Below are 21,812 nucleotides of genomic sequence, written 5' to 3' on the forward strand. Positions count from 1 at the left end.
CTTCCTAGGCCGCAGTCTGCTTTGATGCGGTGTGGTTGGCAATTGTGTCCAGCGCGGCATGCGTCGTGGCCTCGATTATCATGCGCTCGAACGTGTCCGGTTTTTGTGCGTGCCATCGGGGCGAAAGCGCGTGTCCTGTCGGCTCTGACAGACGGCGGACAACCTGCATCGCTGCTGGATAAGAGGCCTCCCAAGACGCTCCAGCGCGAAGGCCGAATGCTGCAATGGATTTCGCCGGATTTAGTTCAAACTCCCCACCGCCGCCTTTAACGACAGTCAGCGCGTCCCACCCCAACAAGGCCGCCGCATCTGCCTGCAACAACCGATAAGACGGGTGAAAAACGCCTTGCACACTTGCACGCGCCTGCGCCGGATTCAGCAGCCGGCACACGGTATTCACGCAGGACCGCAAGCCAAGAACGCTGCGCAGATTCAGCAGCCGAAACAAAGCAGGATGTGCTTCTTCCAGAGGCAGGTAAGCGATGCCGTCGGTCTCAAGGCACCGCGCCGTGGCGTCCGGCGTCGTAGTTTGGCGGATGCCCAGCGTGGCAAGCCCTGCCCGCACTTTGGGGTCAGACCCGTTCCATCCATGCAGCAACACGGTATGTCCTGCCTCGGCGACCTGCTTTGCCGAACGCAGGAACCAAGGCGCGCCGCGCGTGCGACCGGCGGCGTATGTAGGCCAGTCCAGATCAACGGATGGCAATTGCGGCATGGCGATTTGAGCGGCACTGGCGAACCCGGCAATCTCTTCGGCGGTTTCTCCCTTCATCCGCAAAAGCATCAGGATGGCACCGACCGCTTCGGGTGCTGCCTCCTCTTCAAGCATCAACGTCATCGCATGCCGCGCTTCGTCTTGCGTCAAAGACCGAGAGCGACCCGGCCCGCGCCCCAGTATCCGGACATAATCGGCCAACATCATTCTGCCGCTTCCCGAAAGGTGACGCGGGACAAAAGTTGAGACAGTTCTGGACGGCAAGAACCACAATTCGTGCCCGCGCCCAATGCCTCTCCGATGGCGTCGACGCTCAGCAAGCCCTGGGTTTCGATCGCCTCAAGAATGATGTTCATCCCGGTGCTAAAGCAAGCGCAGACCACAGGCCCGGGATTGGGTACATTGGCTGGCACCCGCCCAATCACGGCCGCCTCGGCCGGTTCACCGGGCAAAGTAGCAAGATAGTCGCGCATCACGGCGACAGGCTCGGACGCAATGTACAGGGCCCCGACCAAGCGTCCGCCCTCATGCAGAACGATGCGGGCTGTGCCGCGCTTTGCATCCTCGAATAGGATGGCTTCGGCGTGCGACGTGCCGAGGACCGCACGCGCGGTTGCTTCCCAATTCTCGACCGGTCCTGTCCCAGCGATTTCGGCACGGAAACCAGCATCGGTGCGCGCCAGCGCCCAGTAGTCGCCAATCGGGGTCATAGCGCTGGACGAGATGGCAAATCCGTACCAATCCGCTTGAAACCGCTCGACAGCGACTGTGCTTGCCTTGCTCTCTGGCTGGCCGGAAACGGGGTCTGTGTTCGGCGCAACAAGATCATCAATGCGCGCCGACGGCGCTGTCTCACCCGTCCAATGGATCGGTGCAAAAACCTGACCCTCTTGGACGTCATTCGTGATCCGAGCACGAAGAATAGCCTGACCGTTGGCATTTTTCACGCGCACGAGGTCGGCGGACCGCAGACCAAGCCGCGCCGCATCCTCTGGGTTCAGATCAAGGAACGGCTCTGGAAGATGCGATGAAAGACGCGGCGATAACGCCGTGCGTGTCATGGTGTGCCACTGGTCCCGCAAGCGTCCCGTATTCAGGCGGAGCGGGAAGTCCTCGGATGGAAGCGAGGCGGGTGCACGGGCGCTGACTGGAACCATCCGCGCTTTGCCATCTGTATGAAAGAACTGACCATCGGCAAAGAACCGACCACCTGTTCGCTCGGCGGTCACTGGCCAACGCGTTGGAACAAGGTCTTCGTATTCGGCGTCTGACAGGTCCCCAAGTCCAGAGATGTCGAAGTCGCGCCCAAAGCCCGCAGCGATGCCGGACAAAATGGCGTATTCCCGAAAGATCTCTGCAGGAGTGGCGTAGTCAAAGGCAGTGTCAAAGCCCATGCGCCTGCCCACTTCGGCAAGGATATCCCAGTCGGCACGTGCCGCCCCCGGTGCCGGCAGAACAGCCCTTTGACGGCTTATGGTGCGGTCTGAATTGGTGACGGTGCCGTTCTTTTCTGCCCAAGCCGCTGCAGGCAGCAAGACGTCAGCCAAACGGGCAGTGTCGGACTGAGCTGTGATCTCGCTTACAACGGTAAAGGGACAGGCGGCGATGGCAGCGCGAACACGGGCCGCATCCGGCATCGAGACCGCGGGATTGGTGTGAATGACCCAGAGCGCCTTGATCTGCCCCTCTTCGACCGCCTTGAACATATCGACGGCTTTCAGGCCCGGTGCGCTCGGAACAGACGGTGCCTGCCAGAAATCCCGCACGGCGGTGCGGTGATCGGCATTCTCAAGATCAAGATGGCAGGCCAACATGTTCGCCAAGCCACCGACCTCACGCCCGCCCATGGCGTTGGGTTGTCCTGTGACTGAAAACGGCCCCATGCCGGGACGACCAATCCGTCCGGTCGCGAGGTGACAGTTCAGGATCGCGTTCACCTTGTCGCTGCCGGAAGTCGATTGATTGATGCCCTGCGAATAGACAGTCACAACGCGCTGAGTGTCGATCCAAAGGTCGTAAAAGCGGTTCAGGTCGTCTTCGGATAGCCCGGTCATTGCCAAATCGTCGGAACGGGCCGAGGCGATAGCGTCATCCAGACCATTAAGGTGGTGGGCAAAGTCTGATGATATCTGTCCGCGCTCGGCAATCTTGGCCAGAAGGCCATTGAATAGCGCTGCGTCGCTGCCCGGGGCCAAAGCAAGGTGCAGGTCTGCATCCTCACAGGTCGCGGTCCGACGTGGGTCGATGACCACGATCTTGGTGCCGCGTTCTTTGCGAGCCGCCAGCAGGCGCTGGTGCAGAACCGGATGGCACCATGCAAGGTTCGATCCGGTCAACACGACAAGATCGGCCTCTTCCAGATCCTCATAGGTGCCAGGAACGGTATCGGTCCCAAAGGCACGTTTGTGCCCCGCAACCGAGGACGCCATGCAAAGACGCGAATTGGTGTCGATATTGGCCGAGCCGATAAATCCCTTCATCAGCTTGTTTGCGACGTAATAATCCTCTGTCAAAAGCTGACCAGAGACGTAGAACGCCACGCTATCGGGACCGTGCTGATTAATGGCGTCGCGGAACGTATCGGCAAGCAGCGCCAGAGCCGTGTCCCAATCGGCGTCTTGGCCGCCGATTTGCGGTGACAAGAGCCGCTGTTCCAGTCCCACTGTCTGACCCAAAGCCGATCCTTTTGAGCATAAGCGCCCCCGGTTAGCCGGGTGGTCCGGATCGCCCCGAACCGCCAAACCGCCCTGCCCGTCGGGACGCAGCAACACTCCGCAGCCCACGCCGCAGTAAGGGCATGTTGACCGTGTTTCAGGCATGCCCGCGCCGTCCATCAGGCTGCACTCCGCGCAATCAGTTTGGACCCGTCAATCCAGACTCGGTCCCCGTCGATCCGCACCGCATAGGTTGGAATCGACGCATCCTCGCCATTTGCCTGCCCGGTGTTCAGATCAAACACCCAGTTGTGAAGAGGACAGGTGACAGACTGCCCATGCACGATCCCTTCTGAGAGCGGCCCGCCTTTGTGCGGACAGGTATCCGAGGCGGCAAACACTTCATCCTGCGCGGTCCGAAACAGAGCCACGCATCCAAGCTCTGTCTTGATCTTGCGCGCGCCGCGCAGGGGAATGTCGTCGATGTGCCCGATGTCGATCCAGCTCATTCCGCTGCCTCCAATGTCAGGTCGGCCAACGGGGCATAGTCCGCTGCCTTGGTTTCCGCGTGCTCGGCCCACGGGTCATGGCGATAGATGGATTGGGACAGTTCAAACCGCTCGACCAATGCGCGGCGGTTGTCTGCATCATCGACAATCCGCTCTTTGACCCAGTCCATGCCGACCTTCGCCAGCCATTTGTAGATCCGATCGAGGTATTTGCCGTTCTCGCGATACAGCTGAGTGACAGCGATGACCGTTTCGATGGCCTCTTCTTCGGTCGGGACCGAAACCAACAACTCGGTTTCCTTGACGTCCATGCCTGCGGCACCGCCGATGCTGATCTGATAGCCACTGTCGACACAGACGATGCCAATGTCCTTGCATGTCGCTTCGGCGCAATTGCGTGGACAGCCCGAGACCGCCAGCTTGAGTTTATGCGGTGTCCAAGCGCCGTGCAGAACCTTCTCAAGCTTGATGCCAAGCCCAGTGCTGTCCTGGGTCCCAAACCGACAATGATCCGTGCCGACACAGGTTTTCACTGTGCGCAAACCCTTGGAATAGGCGTAGCCTGAAACCATTCCGGCCTTGTTCAGGTCGGACCAGATCGCAGGCAAATCCTCTCCTTTGACACCGAGCAAGTCGATGCGTTGACCGCCTGTCACCTTGACAGTAGGCACATCGTATTTTTCCGCTGCATCGGCGATGGCGCGCAGTTCGGAGGGCGTCGTGACGCCACCCCACATCCGCGGCACAACACTGAATGTGCCGTCTTTCTGGATGTTTGCGTGGCGACGTTCATTCACGAAACGTGATTGCGGATCGTCTTGATACTCAATCGGCCAGTCTGCCAGCAGATAGAAATTAATCGCCGGGCGGCAGACATGGCATCCATTGCGCGTCTTCCATCCGAGTTCTTGCCACACCGCATCTTGGGATTTCAGCTCTTGGGACTTGATCAGACGTCGCACGTCCTCATGCGTTAGGTCACAGCACCCACAAATGGGCTGCGCCGTTGGCAATTGAAAATCGTCGCCCAACGTGACCTGAAGCACCTGCTCGACCAAACCCGTGCATGTCCCACAGGACGCGCTGGCCTTGGTCGTGGCCCGAATGGCTCCAAGATCGGTTGCGCCATTTGCGATGGCGTCGGTGATTGTGCTTTTGCAAATGCCGTTGCAGCCGCAAATCTCCGCATCAGGCGGCAATGCTGCAACGGCTGAGAGCGGGTCCGAGGTATCGCCCCCCTGATAGGCAGGTCCAAAGATCAGCGTATCGCGCATCTCTTCGATCGAGGTGCCGTCCTTGATCAATTGGAAGAACCAGTTGCCATCGGCCGTATCGCCATAAAGCACCGCACCAACGAGCGTTTCACCTTCGATGACCAAACGCTTGTAAACACCGCGCGATGGGTCGCGGAACACGATATCCTCGCGGCCTGCGCCATCAGCAAAATCACCTGCAGAAAATAGATCGCAGCCGGTGACCTTGAGCTTGGTCGAAAGTGATTTCTGAACAAACGCCGCCTCTTGACCCAAGAGCGTCTGCGCCAGAACCTTGGCCTGATCATAAAGCGGCGCGACAAGGCCAAAAAGCGCGCCGTCATGCTCAACGCATTCACCAACGGCAAATACGTCCTTGTCAGACGTACCCAACTGATCATCGACGTGAATGCCCTTGCCAACAGCAAGACCCATCTCTGACGCCAGCGCCGTATTCGGACGAATGCCGACCGCCATCACCAACAGGTCACAAGGCAGCTCTGTGCCATCATCCAGAACGAGCGCTTTGACCTGCCCGTCTTCGCCGCGAATTTCCTTTGAATTCGCTTGAAGCTTGATCGTAATCCCCTTGGATTCAAGGGACTTTTTCAAAAGGTACCCCGCCGCTTCGTCAAGCTGCCGCTCCATGAGGTGGCCCATGATATGAACGACGGTCACATCGACACCGCGCGCGGCCATGCCTGCTGCGGCCTCGAGGCCCAAAAGGCCACCACCGATGACCACGACCTTATTGCCCGCACCCATCTTCATCATGGCTTCGGTATCTTCGAGGTCACGATAGGCAATGACGCCATCAAGGTCGTGCCCGGGCAAGGGAATGATGAACGGATTGGACCCTGTGCCAAGGATCAGTTTGTCATATGGCACAGCGCCGTGTTCACCCAAAACGACCTTGGCCTCGCGGTCGATGCTGACAACCTTTTCGCCAAAGCGGCAGGTGATACCGCGCTCTGCGTACCATGCGTCATCATGGGTCACGATCTCTTCGTATGTCTGATCCCCGGCAAGCACCGGCGACAGCATGATACGGTTATAGTTGCCGCGTGGCTCGGCGTTGAAAAGCGTGATGTCAAAGGCGTCCGGTGCCGCCTCGGTCAAGTGCTCCAGCACCCGACCCGAAGCCATTCCGGCACCCACTACAACCAGTCTCTGTTTCATGGCAGTCACTCCGCAGCGATGGCTTTGGGGGTGGCCGCAGCCTTTGGCTTTGGCTTGGCCCCGTGTTCGTATTCTTCAAGAAAATCAAGCACGTCTTGCCGGTATTTGTAGTAATCCGGGTGCTCGAGAAGCGCCTTGCGTGTTCGCGGGCGTGGCAGGTCAACATTGACGATCTTGCCGATGGTCGCCTGCGGTCCGTTGGTCATCATCACGACGCGGTCCGCCAGCAAGATCGCCTCGTCCACGTCGTGGGTCACACAGATTGCCGTCACCTTCGTGCGCGACCACACCTCCATCAACACTTCCTGAAGTTCCCAGCGCGTCAGGCTGTCAAGCATCCCAAAAGGTTCATCGAGAAGCAGCAGCTTGGGCGAAAGCGCAAAGGCGCGTGCAATACCGACACGCTGCTGCATGCCGTTCGACATCTCGCTTGCGGGCTTGTCCATCGCATCCGCCAGCCCCACCCGTTCGAGGTAATAATCGACGACATCCTGCTTTTCTTCGCGGGACGCGCGCGGATAGACCTTGTCCACACCAATCGCGCAGTTCTCTCGCGCGGTCAGCCAGGGGAACAGGTTGGGCGATTGGAAGACCACGGCACGTTCCGGATCTGCCCCTTCGACATGCGTGCCGTCCAGCTTGATCGCCCCTTTTGAGATTGGGTTCAGTCCCGCCGCCATGGTCAGCACCGTCGACTTGCCACAGCCTGAATGGCCAATCAGCGAAATAAACTCACCCCGGTCGATCTTGAGGTCGAAATCCTCGACCACGGTCAACGGTCCCTTGGGCGTCGGATAGATTTTGTGCAGCATCGAGAAGTCGAGGAAGCGATTATCAATCAGCCCCTTCTGCGCCTCGGCTACCGCACTCGGCACGCCGTGGATTGGCGTCACATCGGGCAGCAAACGAGAGCCTTCAACCTTGGCCTCGATCCCCACATCCATCAGGTATTTTGTGACGTCGGCGCGCAGTTTCTTGAACGTTTCATTCGTGTTCATCGCCATCCGGTCGCGCGGGCGCGGGATGGTCACTTTGAACTCTTCGCCGAGGGTCCCGTCGGGGTTTAGGGCAATGATCCGGTCTGCCAGAATGATTGCTTCGTCAACGTCATTGGTGATCAGGACGCAGGTCTTCTTATCGGCTTCCCAGATGTGTTCAATTTCATCAGCAAGGTTGGCGCGGGTCAGCGCGTCAAGCGCGGACAAAGGCTCGTCCAACAGCAGCATCTCAGGGTTCATTGCCAGCGCTCTGGCAACATTCACCCGCTGGCGCATACCGCCCGATAATTCAGCAGGACGCCGGGATGCGGCGTGGCTCAGCCCCACCATCTGAATGTAATGGGCGACCTTCTCGTCCTTTTCTGATGAGGACAGCTTTGGAAACACCGTGTCGACCGCCAACCGCACATTTCCCGTCACCGTAAGCCACGGCATCAGCGAATAGCTTTGGAAAATGACGCCGCGATCTGGGCTTGGTTCCGTGATCTCGGCACCTTTGAAGGTTGCAGTGCCCTTGGTTGGACGTTCCAGCCCGGCCATCATGTTGATCAGCGTCGTCTTTCCGGTGCCGGAGAAGCCGAGGAGGACCAGAAACTCCCCCTCTGCCACATCGAGGTCGATGTTCTTCAACACATCGGTCCGCGCCGCGCCTTCACCGAAAGACTTTGAGACGTTTTCGAGTTTGAGAATGCTCATCTGGCTCACCGGTTATTTGTGAAGGTGAAGAGCGACTGAAGCGCGTACATGACCCGATCCAGCATGAAGCCGATGATCCCGATGGTCAGAACAGCCACCATGATCTTGGCCAGCGAGGACGACGATCCATTCTGGAATTCATCCCAAACGAATTTGCCAAGGCCAGGGTTCTGCGCCAGCATTTCAGCGGCGATCAGCACCATCCAGCCCACACCGAGCGACAGACGAAGCCCGGTAAAGATAAGCGGCAGCGCCGATGGCAAGACCAGCTTGGTGATTTTGGTATAGGTGTTCATTTTCAACACCTTCGAGACGTTCACGAGATCCTTGTCGATGCTCGACACGCCCAGCGCGGTGTTGATCAGAGTGGGCCAAAGCGAACAGAGGGTGACAGTGATCGCAGAGGTCAGGAAGGATTTGGCGAACCAGCCGTCTTGGGTCACGTACACGGCAGAGACGACCATGGTGACAATCGGCAACCACGCCAGCGGTGAGACGGGTTTAAAGATTTGGATAATCGGATTGAGCGCGGCGTTAGCAGTGGGTGACAGACCGGCCATGATGCCAAGCGGGATCGCGACAACAGATGCGATCAAAAAGCCGAAGAACACCGTTTTGATCGACGTCCAGATTTGCTGATAATAACTCGGCGCTCCGGTATAGGCGCGCACAATGGGTTCCTGCCCCTGCTGGGCACGACGTTCATTCAGCTTGGCGACCTGCTCTTCAAAACGCTCGCGGCTGGCCGCTTTGTTTTGCGCATCCTCGTGCAGATTAACGGCCTCTTCCCAAACCTGTGCCGGACCGGGAATGGCCCCGAGAGAGGTTTGAACCGTAGGCGCCAAGGCCGCCCAGAGTGTCAGAAACCCGGCAATGGCCAATAGGGGAACGCCCAAAAGCCTCCAGATTTCGGACACTTGTGCCTTGGGGTTGTCGCCCGCAATCGCTTTCAGGATCGGCGTCAGCCAAGACACCCCGATGACCTGAAACCATTTGTCGGCGGCGTTGATGCGGGTGAAACGGCGTTCGCGACGTGCTTCTCGTGCGGCGTCGGCTTGGAAATCTGGCTCTGCTGTGCTCATTGACCTGTCTCCGGGATGAGGTGGCGCGGGCGATCCTGTGACCGCCCGCTGCATGGGTTGGCCCGAGGGTTATCCCTGGATGTTCTCGCCCACGACGACCTGGTCGCCTTTCAGACCGATCGGCAGGCTCTCGAGATAGGCATTTGGGAAGCGGCCATCATATGCGATGCCGTCGATGATATCGGCGGCTGGCGTTGGCTCTTTGTAGCCGTCGCTGTCCCATGGGAAGTCCTGAGCATTCGCCAGACCGTCATCGACCAGCGATTGCGCGGCTTCCAGATAGATGTCCGGGCGGTAAACGCTCTCTGCGACTTCCTTGTACCATGCATCGGTCTGAGGCTCGGCAATCTGACCCCAGCGGCGCATCTGCGTCAAATACCAGATGGCGTCAGAGTAGTATGGATAGGTTGCGTTGTAGCGGAAGAAGACGTTGAAATCGGGGATTTCGCGGACGTCGCCTTTCTCGAACTCGAAGGTGCCGGTCATCGAATTAGCGATGACTTCGTAATCCGCGCCCACATATTCTGGACGGCTCAGGATCTCGACCGCCGCCTCGCGGTTGGCGTTGTCGTTTTCATCCAACCAGATCGCAGCCCGGATCAATGCCCGTGTCAGCGCCTTGGTCGTGTTCGGGTTCTCCTCGACGAACTCAGCCGTCAGACCAAACACCTTTTCAGGATTGTTTTTCCAAAGCTGATAATCGGTGATGACCGGAACGCCGATGCCTTTGAACACCGCCTGCTGGTTCCATGGCTCACCCACGCAATACCCGTGGATGGTGCCGGCTTCGAGTGTCGCTGGCATTTGCGGCGGCGGGGTCACGGACAAAAAGACATCCGCCCCGATTTGTCCCGTGATGTTCTCTGGGCTGTAGTAACCCGGATTGATCCCACCAGCGGCCAGCCAATAACGCAGCTCGTAATTGTGGGTCGAAACCGGGAACACCATGCCCATGTTAAAGGGCTCGCCCTTGGCGTTGAACTCTTCGATGACAGGGACGAGGGCTTCTGCCGAGATGGGGTGCTGCGGGCGGCCATCATCCATCGACGGAATGTTGGGGCGCATCATGTCCCACACTTCGTTCGACACGGTGATCCCGTTCCCGTTCAGGTCCATCGAGAAAGGCGTCACGATATGGGCTTCGGTGCCATAGCCGATGGTCGCGGCCAGAGGTTGCCCTGCCAGCATGTGCGCGCCGTCCAACTGCCCGTCGATGACGCCATCAAGAAGTACTTTCCAGTTCGCCTGCGCCTCCAGGGTGACGAACAGACCTTCGTCCAAGAAGTAACCCTGCTCATAAGCAACAGCGAGCGGTGCCATGTCGGTCAGTTTGATGAACCCGAAAGTCAGTTCGTCTTTTTCCAGTTCAAGCAATTCAGCGAAGGCGGGCGACGCCATCGCGGTGGTCGCAGCCAAGGAAAGGAGGAGTTTCTTCATGGGTGTCCCCGTAATTTGCCCAGCGCCCTGAAAGCCCTGAGTGACAACGAAAAAAAGGCCGTTCACTTGCCTCCGACGAAACCGGAAGGAAGTGAGCGACCTTGCTCAGAATAACCCTGTCAGTGGGTTGGAATTCAGTGCGCCTGCCATCATCGCCAAACGCAGGTTGACTATGCCGCGCTGCAGAAAGCGGTGCCAGTCATTGCCGCGCAACAGACACCCTCATTTCTCGGATCGTCTGTTTTTTGTGCAAGATTCATGGGTAAGGGTCGAAAACTTGACCGTCGAAAAACCCGTCCGGCTGTAACACCAGCTTACCTGCCGCTGACGCAACGGCTGTCGGAGCGAGAATCGATCCTTCAACCTTGGCTGATGCGCCTGGCATATCGTGGCCCGGAATGCTCAGATGCTGACGATGCAGATCGGGGCGCACAACGCGCCGCAACGTGGATTCATCAAGAACTGTTCCGCCATGGGTCTTTTGCAACCGCTCAGAAATCCAACGGGCTTGGCTGATCCACGGAAATGTCGCGGCACCGCGGTGAAACTCTAAAAACCCATCCACACGGCGGTGATCGCCTCGGCTCGAAATCATCAATTGTCCGGACAGGGCCCGATCAATCAATTCGGCAGAAACGTCCAGATAGGCCTTGCGCGACAGCAGATCGCTCGCAGACGCTCTGACCTCGGGTTTGGCCAGCCACCGCCCCGCCTTCCAGACGGCGCGCATCAAGCGGCCCAAAAGATCCGGTTCTGTCTCGGCCCAGTCAGTCCGGACCGCGAGCACCTTTTCAGGTGAAAAGTTCCAGATCGCCTTGGCGGGCAGCAATAAGGCCGCAACCCCGGCATCGACCGAAACCGACCCCCAAGGTTCGCCGACACAAAATGCATCGACCTCGCCAGCGGCAAGCGCCGAAGCCATCAAGGGCGGCGGCACGGTGCGGATTGCAATGCCCGTGTTGTTCAGCGCGGTCCCAGCGGCCCAGTAGCGCAGCAATTCGACATGCATGGAAAACGGGAACGGCACGCCAAAGGTCAAAGGTCGGTCACAGACCTCGGCCAACGCGGATGCTGCCGCCTTTGCGTTCGCGAAGTCAAAGGCAAAGCCATTCGCGCGCAGTTTTTCCTCTAGCGGCTTGCCGACGCCAATCACGTTCCCATTCACCGATAGGACCGACACGGTGGACAACGAGGTCGCCGCGCCGCCCAAGCCCATGGCCAAGGCAATCGGTACCGGAGACAGCATATGCGCCGCATCTACACGGCCAAATGCAAGCATATCGCGCACAGATGACCACGACGGCGCAGCGACCAAATCAAGCGCAATGCCTTCGGTCTGCGCAAATCCCATTTCTTCTGCGATGATCAGCGGCGCTGCATCGACGAGGGGCATGTAGGCGACGGAAACCTTGACTTCTTTCATCCCAAGAGCCCCGCTGCAGTCACCAGTGCCTCTGCCACATCCGCAACGCGACGCCCCTGGTTCATCGCCGTCTTGCGCAACAGGGCATAGGCCGCTTCTTCGTCTATGCCCTTGGCCTTCATCAAAAGCCCTTTGGCACGATCAATCACCTTGCGTTCTTCCAAGGCACGCCGGGTTTCTGCGAGCTCTTCTCGCATCTGACGCACCATCGAAAAACGCGCGATCGCGGTATCCATGACTGGCTTTAATCGACCGGGCTCTAGCCCATCGACAACATAGGCGGACACCCCTGCCTCGACGGCCGCTTCGGCCAGACCATCGGCATTCCCGGACACGAACATGGCCACAGGACGCTCCAAAGGCCCTGATGCCAGCGTCATCTCCTCCATCATGTCTCTGGTCGGATTATCAATATCAATCAGAACGATATCCGGTTGATGCGCCGCGATCTGACGCGCCAATGCGCTGGCATCCCCGATGACCAACACGTCGCAGGCACAGGCATCGTTCAGCGCATCAACAATCGCAATCGCACGATCCCGGTCCTGCTCGACGACAACAACTTTCAGGCTGTTTTCCATGCCATGGGCGTGAAGCGATCAGGTCCGACAGACAAGTCGCAACGCGCCGCGATCAAGACCCATCCAGAACCCCTGCCCGATTTTTCAGCCGCGCGCCTAATTTCACGGCACCTCATACAATCAGGTCAGCTTGTGTCATGAGCGGCTCAAGCTGAAATCGCAAAAGGTCGGCATGCGATCAATCCGAATCTATCTGCCACCACAAGGTCCGTCTAAAGGGCGAGTGCGTCCAGCAGAGCTTCACGTTTTGCCTCGGCCTTTGGCAGCGATTGCACCACCTCTCCACGCTGCATGATGTGGAAATGGTCAGAGTTGAGGTAAGCAAATTCAAAATTCTGTTCGACGAGGATAATCGCCAAATTCCCGCGATCCCGCAGAACTTGGATCGTGCGACCGATCATCTGAATGATATTCGGCTGAATTCCTTCGGTCGGCTCATCCAGCAGCAAAACCTTGGGTCGCGCGATCAATGCGCGGGCTATGGAAAGCTGCTGTTGTTGCCCCCCCGATAGATCGCCCCCGCGCCGCGTTCTCATTTCAGCGAGAACTGGGAAGAGATCAAAGATGTCGTCCGGGATGGTTCGATCCGCTTTCGGAAGACAGGCAAAACCTGTTTCGAGGTTTTCCTCAACGGTCATCAGCGGGAATATCTCACGGCCTTGTGGGACATACCCAACACCGGCCTTTGCGGCCACCGCCGCACGCCCCGACGGCAGAGCCTTGCCGTCCAATGTGACAGATCCGGCTGAGAACGGGTGACGCCCTGCAATGGCCTTCATCAGGCTGGTCTTTCCCACCCCGTTGGTGCCCGTGACACAGGTCACCTGCCCCAACGGTGCTTGTAGCGTGATGCCATTCAGTATCTGGGATTGCCCGTATTTCAGGGACAGGTTTTCAATCGCCAGCATCGCTACGCCCCAAATAAACATCCACGACCGTTTTGTTTTTGGTCACATGATCCAGCGAGCCTTCGGCCAGGACCGATCCTTCGTGCAAAACGGTAACTTTGCAATTCAGCCGCCGCACGAATTCCATGTCATGTTCGACAACGATCACCGCCCGAGTCTCGGCTGCCTTTTTTAGAATGTCAGTCGTGTGTTCGCGTTCATGGGCCGTCATGCCCGCCGCCGGTTCATCGACCAATAACAGGCGCGGTGATTGTGCCAACAGCATCCCGATCTCAAGCCATTGCTTTTGGCCATGGCTCAACTCTCCTGCGGGGCGTGCCAAATGGTCGGTCAGATTGATCTCTTCGGCGATTTCTTCCAGCCGCGCAGCGCCTTCGCGGGTTTTCTTGTAGAACAGGACCGAAAACGGCCCACGGGGGTTCTTCAACGCCATGGCCAGATTTTCGCGCACGGTCTGGGCCTCGAACACTGTGGGTTTCTGAAACTTGCGACCGATCCCAAGCCTCGCAATTTCGCTCTCGGACATCCCAATCAGCGACCGGCTGTCTTCACCAAATCGAATGCTTCCTTCATCGGGTTTGGTCTTGCCCGTGATGATGTCCATAAAGGTGGTTTTGCCCGCACCGTTTGGGCCGATGACGGCACGCAATTCGGGCTCTCCGATTTGAAGGGACAGGTTGCTGATCGCCTGAAACCCATCAAAGTTCTTGGAGATGCCTGACATTTCAAGAAGCGAAGTCATGATTTGCGCACCAACTTGTCAAAGAGGCCACCGATGCCCTTGGGTGCAAAGAGTGTGACCAGAACAAAGGTCCCGCCCAGCAGCACCAACCACCAATCGACCCATTGGATCGTGTAAAAGCCAAGGTTGATGCTGGGCGCGCCACCGCCCGTGAACCAACTGGACAGAAGCGAGACAAGCGCTGCGCCAATCACGGCACCATAGAGCCGCCCGCGCCCGCCGATGGCGACCCAGACCGCCAGATAGATCGACGCGATGGGGGCGATCTCCGCAGGGTTGATAATGCCGGCCTGCGGGTAATACAGCGCGCCCGCAATGCCCGCCACGATGGCCGTAATGGTAAAGACGAAAAGCTTATAGCTCTCGACATGATAGCCGAGGAACCGCACGCGGCTCTCATCATCGCGGATCGCTTGGATGATGTTGCCCAGTTTGCTGTCGGTGATCCACGCAAAGAGAAGATATCCCAGAGCGAGCGCCAGAGCCGAGGCAAGAAAGAAGGCCAGTGAGACAACATCCTGCCCGCTGTCCGCGAGCCCGGGGACGTTCTGCAGGCCCGAGAGGCCATTGTTGCCCCGCAGCCCGCTATCGTTCTGGAAGAGGTAGAGCGACAGCGCGAGCGTCATCGCTTGGGTCAGGATCGACAAATAGACGCCGGTGACCCGGCTGCGAAACGCAAGCCAGCCAAAGATCAGCGCCAGAAGCCCCGGCACCAGCACGACGAAGGCCAGTTGGATGAACAAGCTATCCGCGAAGGCCCAGATCAACGGGAATTCCGACGATCCGACCACGCCGAAAATCTGATTGCCGATTGCGTCAGATATTTCCTGCGGCGTTGGCGGAATGACCTGTCCGGCAAGGCTTTCGGCGACGATGATCTCGGTGCGGGCATACATCAGCCACATGCCAATGGCGTATCCGCCGATGCCGAAAAACGCGAAGTGGCCAAGGCTCAGGATGCCGCAATAGCCCCAGACCACATCCATGGCGATGGCGATAAGGCACAGGCACAGCGTCTTGCCCAGCGTCTTAACAAAGGAGGTCGAGATCAGTCCTACGCCCGTTGCCTCGGACAGCACAGCGACCACGGCTGTGAACAGGCCGAGCGCCATAAGGAGATACAGCACCGATGGATTGCGGGCGACAAAGGATGTGCGGGGTGTGTGTTCCTTGGTCATGGATCAATCCGCCGCGGCGCGACCCTTCGGGGCAACGATACCCTTGGGCCGGAACTGAATGAACAGGATGATGAACAAGATCATGTAGGTTTGCGCCGCCAAGGTATTCGACGGATTCAACCATTCGATGCCCTTTTGCAGAAAGCCGATCAGACCGGCCCCGGCCAGTGTGCCAAAGACCGAGCCGACCCCACCCACCACAACGGTCATGAAGCTTTGCACAATATAGTTTGCGCCCATTTCCGATGTGACCTGCGCATAGAGCCCGATGCCCACGCCTGCGACACCCGCAATCCCCGAACCGAGGCCAAAGGTCATCATATTGATCCTGTCCGGGTTGATCCCCATCGAGGCCGCCATGCCGGGATTTTGGTTCACAGCGCGCACTTCCAGACCGAGCCGCGTGCGGTTGAGAATGAACAACAGCAAACACAGGAAGAGCAGCGCAAACACGAAAATCGCAATTCGGATATAGCTGATCTGGATGTTGTCCGAAATCACCAATGCGCCGCCCAACCAATCAGGCGAGGTCAGCGGACGGGCCTGCGTCCCAAAGATGTTTTTGGCGATTTGCTGAAGCGCGATGGAAATACCAAAGGTCGCCAACAGCGTCTCCAGCGGGCGGTGATAGAGATGCCGGATCACCAACCGCTCCATGGCAACACCTGCGCCAAACGTGACTGCAAAGGCGAGCGGCAAGGCGACAAGCAGCGACACCGTGTAGTCCGGCACAAAAAGCTGCACCACATACCCTGTATAGGCGCCCATCATGATGAATTCGCCATGGGCCATGTTGATGACCCCCATCTGGCCAAAGGTGATGGCCAGTCCAATGGCCGCCAGAAAGTAGATTGATGCGAGCGACAGCCCATCCAGCGCCAGATCAAAGGTCTGTTCCAGCCCCACCCTAGTCTCGATTGCGTCCAATGTGGCCCGCGCGGCATCGGTGACCGTGGTATCTTCTTCGCTGTAACGCTCAAAGAAGACCGCGTTCTCAAGGGCCACCGTGATGTCGTCTTGCGTCACCAGAGGTGGCACGGTGCCATCCGCCGCAAGCGCGCCATAGGCCATGTTTCTCATGTCTTGGTCGCCGAGTTGGGCAAGTGGAACCCCTCCTACGCGACCATCGACGATATTGGCCTCCAAAGCCGAGCGCACCGCGCCTACAGGCACAATCGGTGGGGCAAGTCCGGCGTCGACCAACTGGCCATAACTGGCAGTGGGGTCCTCCATCGGGTCAAGGATACGGGCGATGTTGCCCTCTGGCGTGTCAGTTGCGACACCCGCATTTGCAGACAGGATCTGACTTAACACCGCCCGCGCTTCGACTGAGGTATCGGCGGACAGGCTCTCGATCGCGGCGACACGGGCATCCGTGTCTTCGCCAAATCGGGCCGTCAGAAACGTGATTAGCTGCTCTTTGCGGGCGCGCAGGGCGGGATCGTCTTCGCCGGCAAGCGAGGCAACCAACGGCTCGAGCTGGCTGGCTTCACCGCGCCGGGCGATACTGTCGAGGGCGGATTGACGGCGTGCCGGGTCTGGATCGGACAGCTGAAATTGCACGAGTGCAGTCCCGATGACACGACGGACGCCGCCATTGGGGCGCAATTGGGTGAAACCGTCTTCGGATGCTGTGCCAGTCTCACCGCTATCAATATCGCGAAACGTCAGATCATCGCCTTCCTCGGTGACGATGACAAAGAGCCCGGTTGCATTGTTGCGCCAAACGTTTCGTTCGGCCCATTGTTCTAGAAATTCAGGCGCCTGAGGAAGGCCAGATGCCACCAAGTCATCAAGTACCACGCTGACAGACTTGCGGGATGGCTTGGCCACCTCCTCGGCGTGGGTTTGCAGGATGGATTGTACATCCTGCGACGCGGCGACACTGACTGAAGCCAACAACCACGTCAGGCTGATCAAAACTCGGATCATGAATGAGTGCTTTCAGTCAGGTGAGCCCGGGGACGAAAGGCCCGAGCGGATAACCCGCCCGGGCCAATAGTCTTAGTAGTTCGACGTCAACTGAACGCAGGTCTTGGTCTCGGTGTTGTACATCCCGCAGCCGAGGTCCTTCCAATCAGAGACCAGCACGGCGGATTCCGGCAGGAAGTCGGTCCACGCGTCACCAGGAACCTCTTCGGTTTGGGAGATGATATCGAACTGGCCATCCGCTGTAATCTCACCAATCAAAACCGGTTTGGCGAGATGGTGGTTCGGCAACATTACCGCCGTGCCGCCGGTCAGGTTCGGGAATTCCTGCCCGTACATCGCCTCGCGGACCGCATCGACATCGGTGGTACCCGCGTCGGTCACAGCGTTAACCCACATGTTGAAGCCGATGTAGTGCGCTTCCATTGGGTCGTTGGTCACGCGCTCTTCGCCCATGGCCTCTTTCCAAGCGGCGACCCATTCAGCGTTGGCTTCGGTGTCAGCGGATTGAAAGTAGTTCCACGCCGCCAGATGACCGACGAGATTGGACGTATCAAGACCAGACAGCTCTTCTTCACCCACCGAGAACGCGACAACCGGGATATCGTCTGCCGAAATGCCCGCGGCGGCCAGTTCCTTGTAGAAGCCGATATTGGCGTCACCGTTGATGGTAGAGATCACGCCCACCTGAGAGCCGTCGGCCCCGAGTTCAACCACATCCGCCACGATCGTTGACCAGTCAGAATGACCAAATGGAGTGTAATTGACGAAGATGTTTTCCTCAGGAATGCCGGCGTCAATCAGGTACTGTTCGAGGATGTTGTTGGTCGTTCTGGGGTAGACATAGTCCGTGCCAAGCAGAGCAAATTTCTCGACCCCCAGCTCTTCCAGGAAATAATCAGTTGCTGGAATGGCTTGCTGGTTGGGCGCGGCACCCGTGTAGAACACGTTCTTGGAGCTTTCCTCGCCCTCATACTGAACCGGGTAGAACATCAGCCCATTAAGCTCTTCGAGAACCGGCAAAGCAGATTTGCGCGACACGGATGTCCAGGACCCGAAGATGACGTCGACTTCGGACACCGTCAGCAACTCACGCGCCTTTTCGGCAAACAGCGGCCAATCGGAGGCCGGGTCAACAACAACTGCCTCAATCTCGCACCCAAGCAAACCACCGGCGGCATTTTGCTGCGCGATCAGCAGCTCCATCGTGTCTTTGAGCGTGGTCTCAGAGATCGCCATCGTGCCAGAGAGCGAGTGGAGCACCCCGACTTTGATCGGGTCGGCGCAGTCCTGTGCTGAGACTGATCCCGCGATCAGGGCGGCAGCGGCCGCACCAAGGGTGTATTTGGTAACAAGTTTCATTTGGGCATCCCCGTTTGGCGTGCGGAAAGCCCGATACCTTGACGATCTCGCGCCAAATCACCAAGTCTGATCCACACAGCGTTTGCTGTAGCTGCGGGCGGGTCGGATCCTGCAAGACTGTCCCGTCCGTAGCGCTCCATTTCGAAGCTGGGGTGAACACACACCCTGTCTGCCGCTTCACACAAGCCACAGATGTTTCGAATTCCCTGCCCTTCAGAACGGTTGCCGTGTTGATGAGTGTTTTTTCAGCAGGCTGCCCGAAAACTAATCATCGCATTGATGCCGTAGTCGGCGCCACATCAGCAAAACACCTGAGCCAAGCCAAAATTGCCCCGTCATTGACGAGGTTCAAAGTGGCGTCGATGCATGCGACCATGGGGCATCGGATCGAAAATGCGTGCTATCTCTTCCCGTGAAGGCGCCAATCTCTGATCTGCCCCCCGAGGCTCAGTCATTTATAACGAGTATAGGGATCTTGTTTCGATATTCGTCGTCGTTGGTTGGGGCCAACATGCCGGGCGCGGACCCCTGACATTGCTCAAGCGCCCGGCTACTATCTTCTGGCTGGTATGCCGGTCCATCGCATCGTTTGCAGCGCCTTCAACGGTCCACCGCCCGCCGAATTGAGCTGGCTCGTTGGTCGATTAAGGCGTCTTTTGAAAATCCGTCCAAGCCCATAAACGATACATCCTTCCCGACGTCTCATGGATGCGTACCGTGACCAAGGAAGACGGTGTCAGAAGATGGCTTAGAGCGATACGCTCAGAACCTGCGGTTCGGACAGGTTTTTGCCCGGAACGACATTTACCAGAGCTTATTCGTTCAGTGCGCACTCGTCGAACACGAGCTTGTCGTTCTTACCCGTGCTGCGGAAGCCAGCGCGATGAAATACTGGTCTGTCGCCAAAGTCACGATCCGAGGCGGGCTAGTCGTTCATCGCAGCGAACATCAGTATTTCACGTTACAAGGGGCTCTCAATACCTTCTGCGAGCTGACCGGTGAAAGTTTGGGGGACCGCTTCGACGACAATACGTGACAAGCGCGCCATGGGCGTTGATTTATTTGTCGGCCTATTGCGGATGTTTGACCTGTTTAACGGCACGGCAATTCATTTGGCGGAACCGGACCTTTGAGTACCGACACGTCAGACTTACGAAATCTCCTTAAGCGACCATTGCTTCGTTCGGGGGTTCCTTTGCGCCGGTCATAAACGCAACGGCATCGGACATTGTATAGTCCTTTGGATCGACCACGCAGAGCCGCTGGCCCAAGCGGTGAATATGGATACGGTCCGCAACTTCAAAAACGTGCGGCATGTTGTGGCTGATCAGTATGATCGGGATACCGCGGGAGCGCACATCCAGAATGAGTTCCAGCACTTTTCGGCTTTCCTTTACGCCAAGTGCAGCTGTCGGTTCGTCCAGAATGATGACTTTGGAGCCAAAGGCCGCGGCACGGGCCACGGCGACACCCTGCCGCTGACCGCCCGAAAGGGTTTCAACCGCTTGGTTGATGTTCTGGATGGTCATAAGACCCAGATCCGTCAGCTTCTCGCGCGCTGCCTTTTCCATCGCGGGTTTGTCCAACTGACGTAGCAGCGACCCGCGCAAGCCTGGTTTGCGGATTTCGCGACCCATGAACATGTTGTCGGCGATCGACAACGCGGGGCTGACGGCAAGGGTCTGATACACCGTTTCAATCCCGGCGTGCCGTGCATCGTTAGGGGAGGAAAAGCGCACGGCACGCCCTTCGAGCTCGACCGTGCCGCTATCTGGCACAACCGCCCCGGATAGCGCCTTGATCAGTGTCGATTTGCCTGCGCCGTTGTCGCCAATGACCGCCAGGATTTCACCGGGGTAAAGATCAAAGTCGCAGTTATCGAGAGCCACCACTTTGCCATACCGTTTGGTGAGGTTCCGGCCTTTGAGAATGGGTTCCATTACGCTGCTACCTTTCTGATCCACTGGTCGATGCCGACGGCGAGGATGATGAGTGTCCCGATCAACATGAAGGTCCATTGAGGGTTCACGCCTGCCATCCCGAGGCCCAGCATGAAGACCCCGACGATAAGCGCCCCGAAGAACGCGCCCCAAATCGAGCCCCTGCCACCGAAGAGAGAAATACCCCCAATCACCACGGCCGTGATGGATTCAATGTTGCCTTCCAGCCCCGTGGATGCACTGGGCGAAACCGAGGCAAAGCGCCCGATCAGCGACCAGCCTGCAACTGCGGCAATCGCACCGGCGAGCATATAGACAGACATCAGCGTCCGCTTCACGTTCACACCGGCGAGTTCCGCCGCGTCTGGGTCATCGCCCACCGCATAGACATGGCGTCCCCAAGCCGTGGAGCGCAGCATATAGGCCAGCAGCACCGTCAGTGCGATGAGTGTCAGAACGCCATAGGTGATCTTCGTCTGCCAGATGATGTCCAGCATGAATTGACCCGTATCGTTCGGGCGAATGCGTTCGTAGGTGATGCCGCGCAGGTTTTCGATCCACGTGACGAACTGTTCGTTTGGCTTCAGGCCGAGCCACTGCAACAAAGGCGCTTCTTCGCGGATCGTGCGGGCGCGGATCGTTTCGTTGCGGGAATAGATATAGTTGGCCGCCAGCACGATTTGCCAGACGCCAAGCGTGGCAATGAAGGGCGGTATCTTGATCCGCGTGACCAACCAGCCAGAGACACCGCCAATCGCCGCTCCAGCCACGATGCCACAACACACGGCAACGGCAGGCGGAAGGCCGTAGTCAAAGGTGAATTTGCCCATGATGACTGAACAAAACACCGCAATCGCGCCGACAGACAGGTCAATGCCAGCCGTCAGAATGACAAGCGTCTGCGCGAGCGCAAGGATGCCAACCACCTGAATTTGCTGGAACACCAAGGTCATCTGCGGCAGGAAACGCGGCCCGAGCCAACCGGCGAAAATCATGATCGCACAGACCAGAACGATCAGGGGGACCAAAGACGGCGTCTTGTGCAACGCGCTCTGAAATCGCATCAGCAGGGATTTGTCCTGCACTTCGAAATGTGCCACGTCCTGAGACGCGCCTTGCAATGCGGCTTCGTAATTGTCTGCCTTGTCCGACATGTTCTTCCCCCCAATACACGCTTCGCGTGCTTCTTTTTGAAAGGGCGGACCGTGGCCCGCCCTGACGTATGT

17 protein-coding genes are annotated in these 21,812 nt (G+C 58.2%); 1 reads left to right on the forward strand and 16 read right to left on the reverse strand.

Features of this window, described 5'->3' with window-relative positions:
• Positions 1–4 precede the first annotated feature (4 nt).
• The 14 genes from FE702_RS05990 to urtA all read right to left on the reverse strand — a co-directional run bounded on the left by FE702_RS05990 (position 5) and on the right by urtA (position 18,646).
• The gene (locus FE702_RS05990) at positions 5–922 is read right to left on the reverse strand and encodes a glycosyl transferase family protein (protein WP_147125351.1); all 918 of its coding nucleotides are present in this window, start codon (positions 920–922) and stop codon (positions 5–7) included.
• Positions 919–3,549 (reverse strand): molybdopterin-dependent oxidoreductase, encoded by a 2,631-nt coding sequence (locus tag FE702_RS05995; protein ID WP_147125352.1) that lies wholly within the window; start codon positions 3,547–3,549, stop codon positions 919–921. The genes FE702_RS05990 and FE702_RS05995 overlap by 4 nt, the downstream gene beginning before the upstream one ends.
• Complete coding sequence (gene nirD / locus FE702_RS06000) at positions 3,549–3,878, reverse strand: nitrite reductase small subunit NirD (RefSeq protein WP_147125353.1); 330 nt, start codon at positions 3,876–3,878, stop codon at positions 3,549–3,551. Before nirD ends, FE702_RS05995 begins: the two co-directional genes overlap by 1 nt.
• Entirely contained in the window at positions 3,875–6,310 is a 2,436-nt protein-coding gene (nirB, locus tag FE702_RS06005; RefSeq protein ID WP_147125354.1) for a nitrite reductase large subunit NirB, read from the reverse strand. Before nirB ends, nirD begins: the two co-directional genes overlap by 4 nt.
• A 5-nt stretch (positions 6,311–6,315) precedes the next feature.
• On the reverse strand, positions 6,316–8,004 hold the full coding sequence (locus FE702_RS06010) for an ABC transporter ATP-binding protein (protein WP_147125355.1): 1,689 nt from the start codon (positions 8,002–8,004) through the stop codon (positions 6,316–6,318).
• 5 nt (positions 8,005–8,009) lie between these two features.
• A complete protein-coding gene (locus FE702_RS06015) occupies positions 8,010–9,086 on the reverse strand; it encodes an ABC transporter permease (RefSeq protein ID WP_147125356.1) in 1,077 nt (358 codons plus the stop codon).
• Positions 9,087–9,155: 69 nt separating this feature from the next.
• Positions 9,156–10,523: a CmpA/NrtA family ABC transporter substrate-binding protein gene (locus FE702_RS06020; protein WP_147125357.1), complete on the reverse strand. Its 1,368-nt coding sequence runs from the start codon at positions 10,521–10,523 to the stop codon at positions 9,156–9,158.
• A 256-nt stretch (positions 10,524–10,779) separates the two neighbouring features.
• The gene (locus tag FE702_RS06025; protein WP_147125358.1) at positions 10,780–11,946 is read right to left on the reverse strand and encodes an ABC transporter substrate-binding protein; all 1,167 of its coding nucleotides are present in this window, start codon (positions 11,944–11,946) and stop codon (positions 10,780–10,782) included.
• Complete coding sequence (locus tag FE702_RS06030; RefSeq protein ID WP_147125359.1) at positions 11,943–12,527, reverse strand: ANTAR domain-containing response regulator; 585 nt, start codon at positions 12,525–12,527, stop codon at positions 11,943–11,945. The genes FE702_RS06025 and FE702_RS06030 overlap by 4 nt, the downstream gene beginning before the upstream one ends.
• A gap of 212 nt (positions 12,528–12,739) precedes the next feature.
• Positions 12,740–13,435: an urea ABC transporter ATP-binding subunit UrtE gene (gene urtE, locus FE702_RS06035; RefSeq protein ID WP_147125360.1), complete on the reverse strand. Its 696-nt coding sequence runs from the start codon at positions 13,433–13,435 to the stop codon at positions 12,740–12,742.
• The gene (urtD, locus tag FE702_RS06040) at positions 13,422–14,177 is read right to left on the reverse strand and encodes an urea ABC transporter ATP-binding protein UrtD (protein ID WP_147125361.1); all 756 of its coding nucleotides are present in this window, start codon (positions 14,175–14,177) and stop codon (positions 13,422–13,424) included. The genes urtE and urtD overlap by 14 nt, the downstream gene beginning before the upstream one ends.
• Entirely contained in the window at positions 14,174–15,355 is a 1,182-nt protein-coding gene (urtC, locus tag FE702_RS06045) for an urea ABC transporter permease subunit UrtC (RefSeq protein WP_147125362.1), read from the reverse strand. Before urtC ends, urtD begins: the two co-directional genes overlap by 4 nt.
• 3 nt (positions 15,356–15,358) lie before the next feature.
• Positions 15,359–17,287 (reverse strand): urea ABC transporter permease subunit UrtB, encoded by a 1,929-nt coding sequence (gene urtB, locus FE702_RS06050; RefSeq protein ID WP_147125363.1) that lies wholly within the window; start codon positions 17,285–17,287, stop codon positions 15,359–15,361.
• Between the two features lie 72 nt (positions 17,288–17,359).
• Positions 17,360–18,646 (reverse strand): urea ABC transporter substrate-binding protein, encoded by a 1,287-nt coding sequence (urtA, locus tag FE702_RS06055; protein WP_147125364.1) that lies wholly within the window; start codon positions 18,644–18,646, stop codon positions 17,360–17,362.
• A 733-nt stretch (positions 18,647–19,379) separates the two neighbouring features.
• Here urtA and FE702_RS06060 point away from each other — a divergent pair.
• Entirely contained in the window at positions 19,380–19,682 is a 303-nt protein-coding gene (locus FE702_RS06060; RefSeq protein ID WP_147125365.1) for a hypothetical protein, read from the forward strand.
• Positions 19,683–19,809: 127 nt separating this feature from the next.
• On the opposite strand, the gene FE702_RS06065 is transcribed toward FE702_RS06060, so the two are convergent.
• Entirely contained in the window at positions 19,810–20,586 is a 777-nt protein-coding gene (locus tag FE702_RS06065; RefSeq protein ID WP_147125366.1) for an ATP-binding cassette domain-containing protein, read from the reverse strand.
• Entirely contained in the window at positions 20,586–21,740 is a 1,155-nt protein-coding gene (locus tag FE702_RS06070; protein WP_186826996.1) for an ABC transporter permease, read from the reverse strand. The genes FE702_RS06065 and FE702_RS06070 overlap by 1 nt, the downstream gene beginning before the upstream one ends.
• Positions 21,741–21,812: the final 72 nt, after the last annotated feature.

Source organism: Shimia ponticola (assembly GCF_007995215.1).
In the GTDB taxonomy this organism is placed as follows: domain Bacteria; phylum Pseudomonadota; class Alphaproteobacteria; order Rhodobacterales; family Rhodobacteraceae; genus Shimia_B; species Shimia_B ponticola.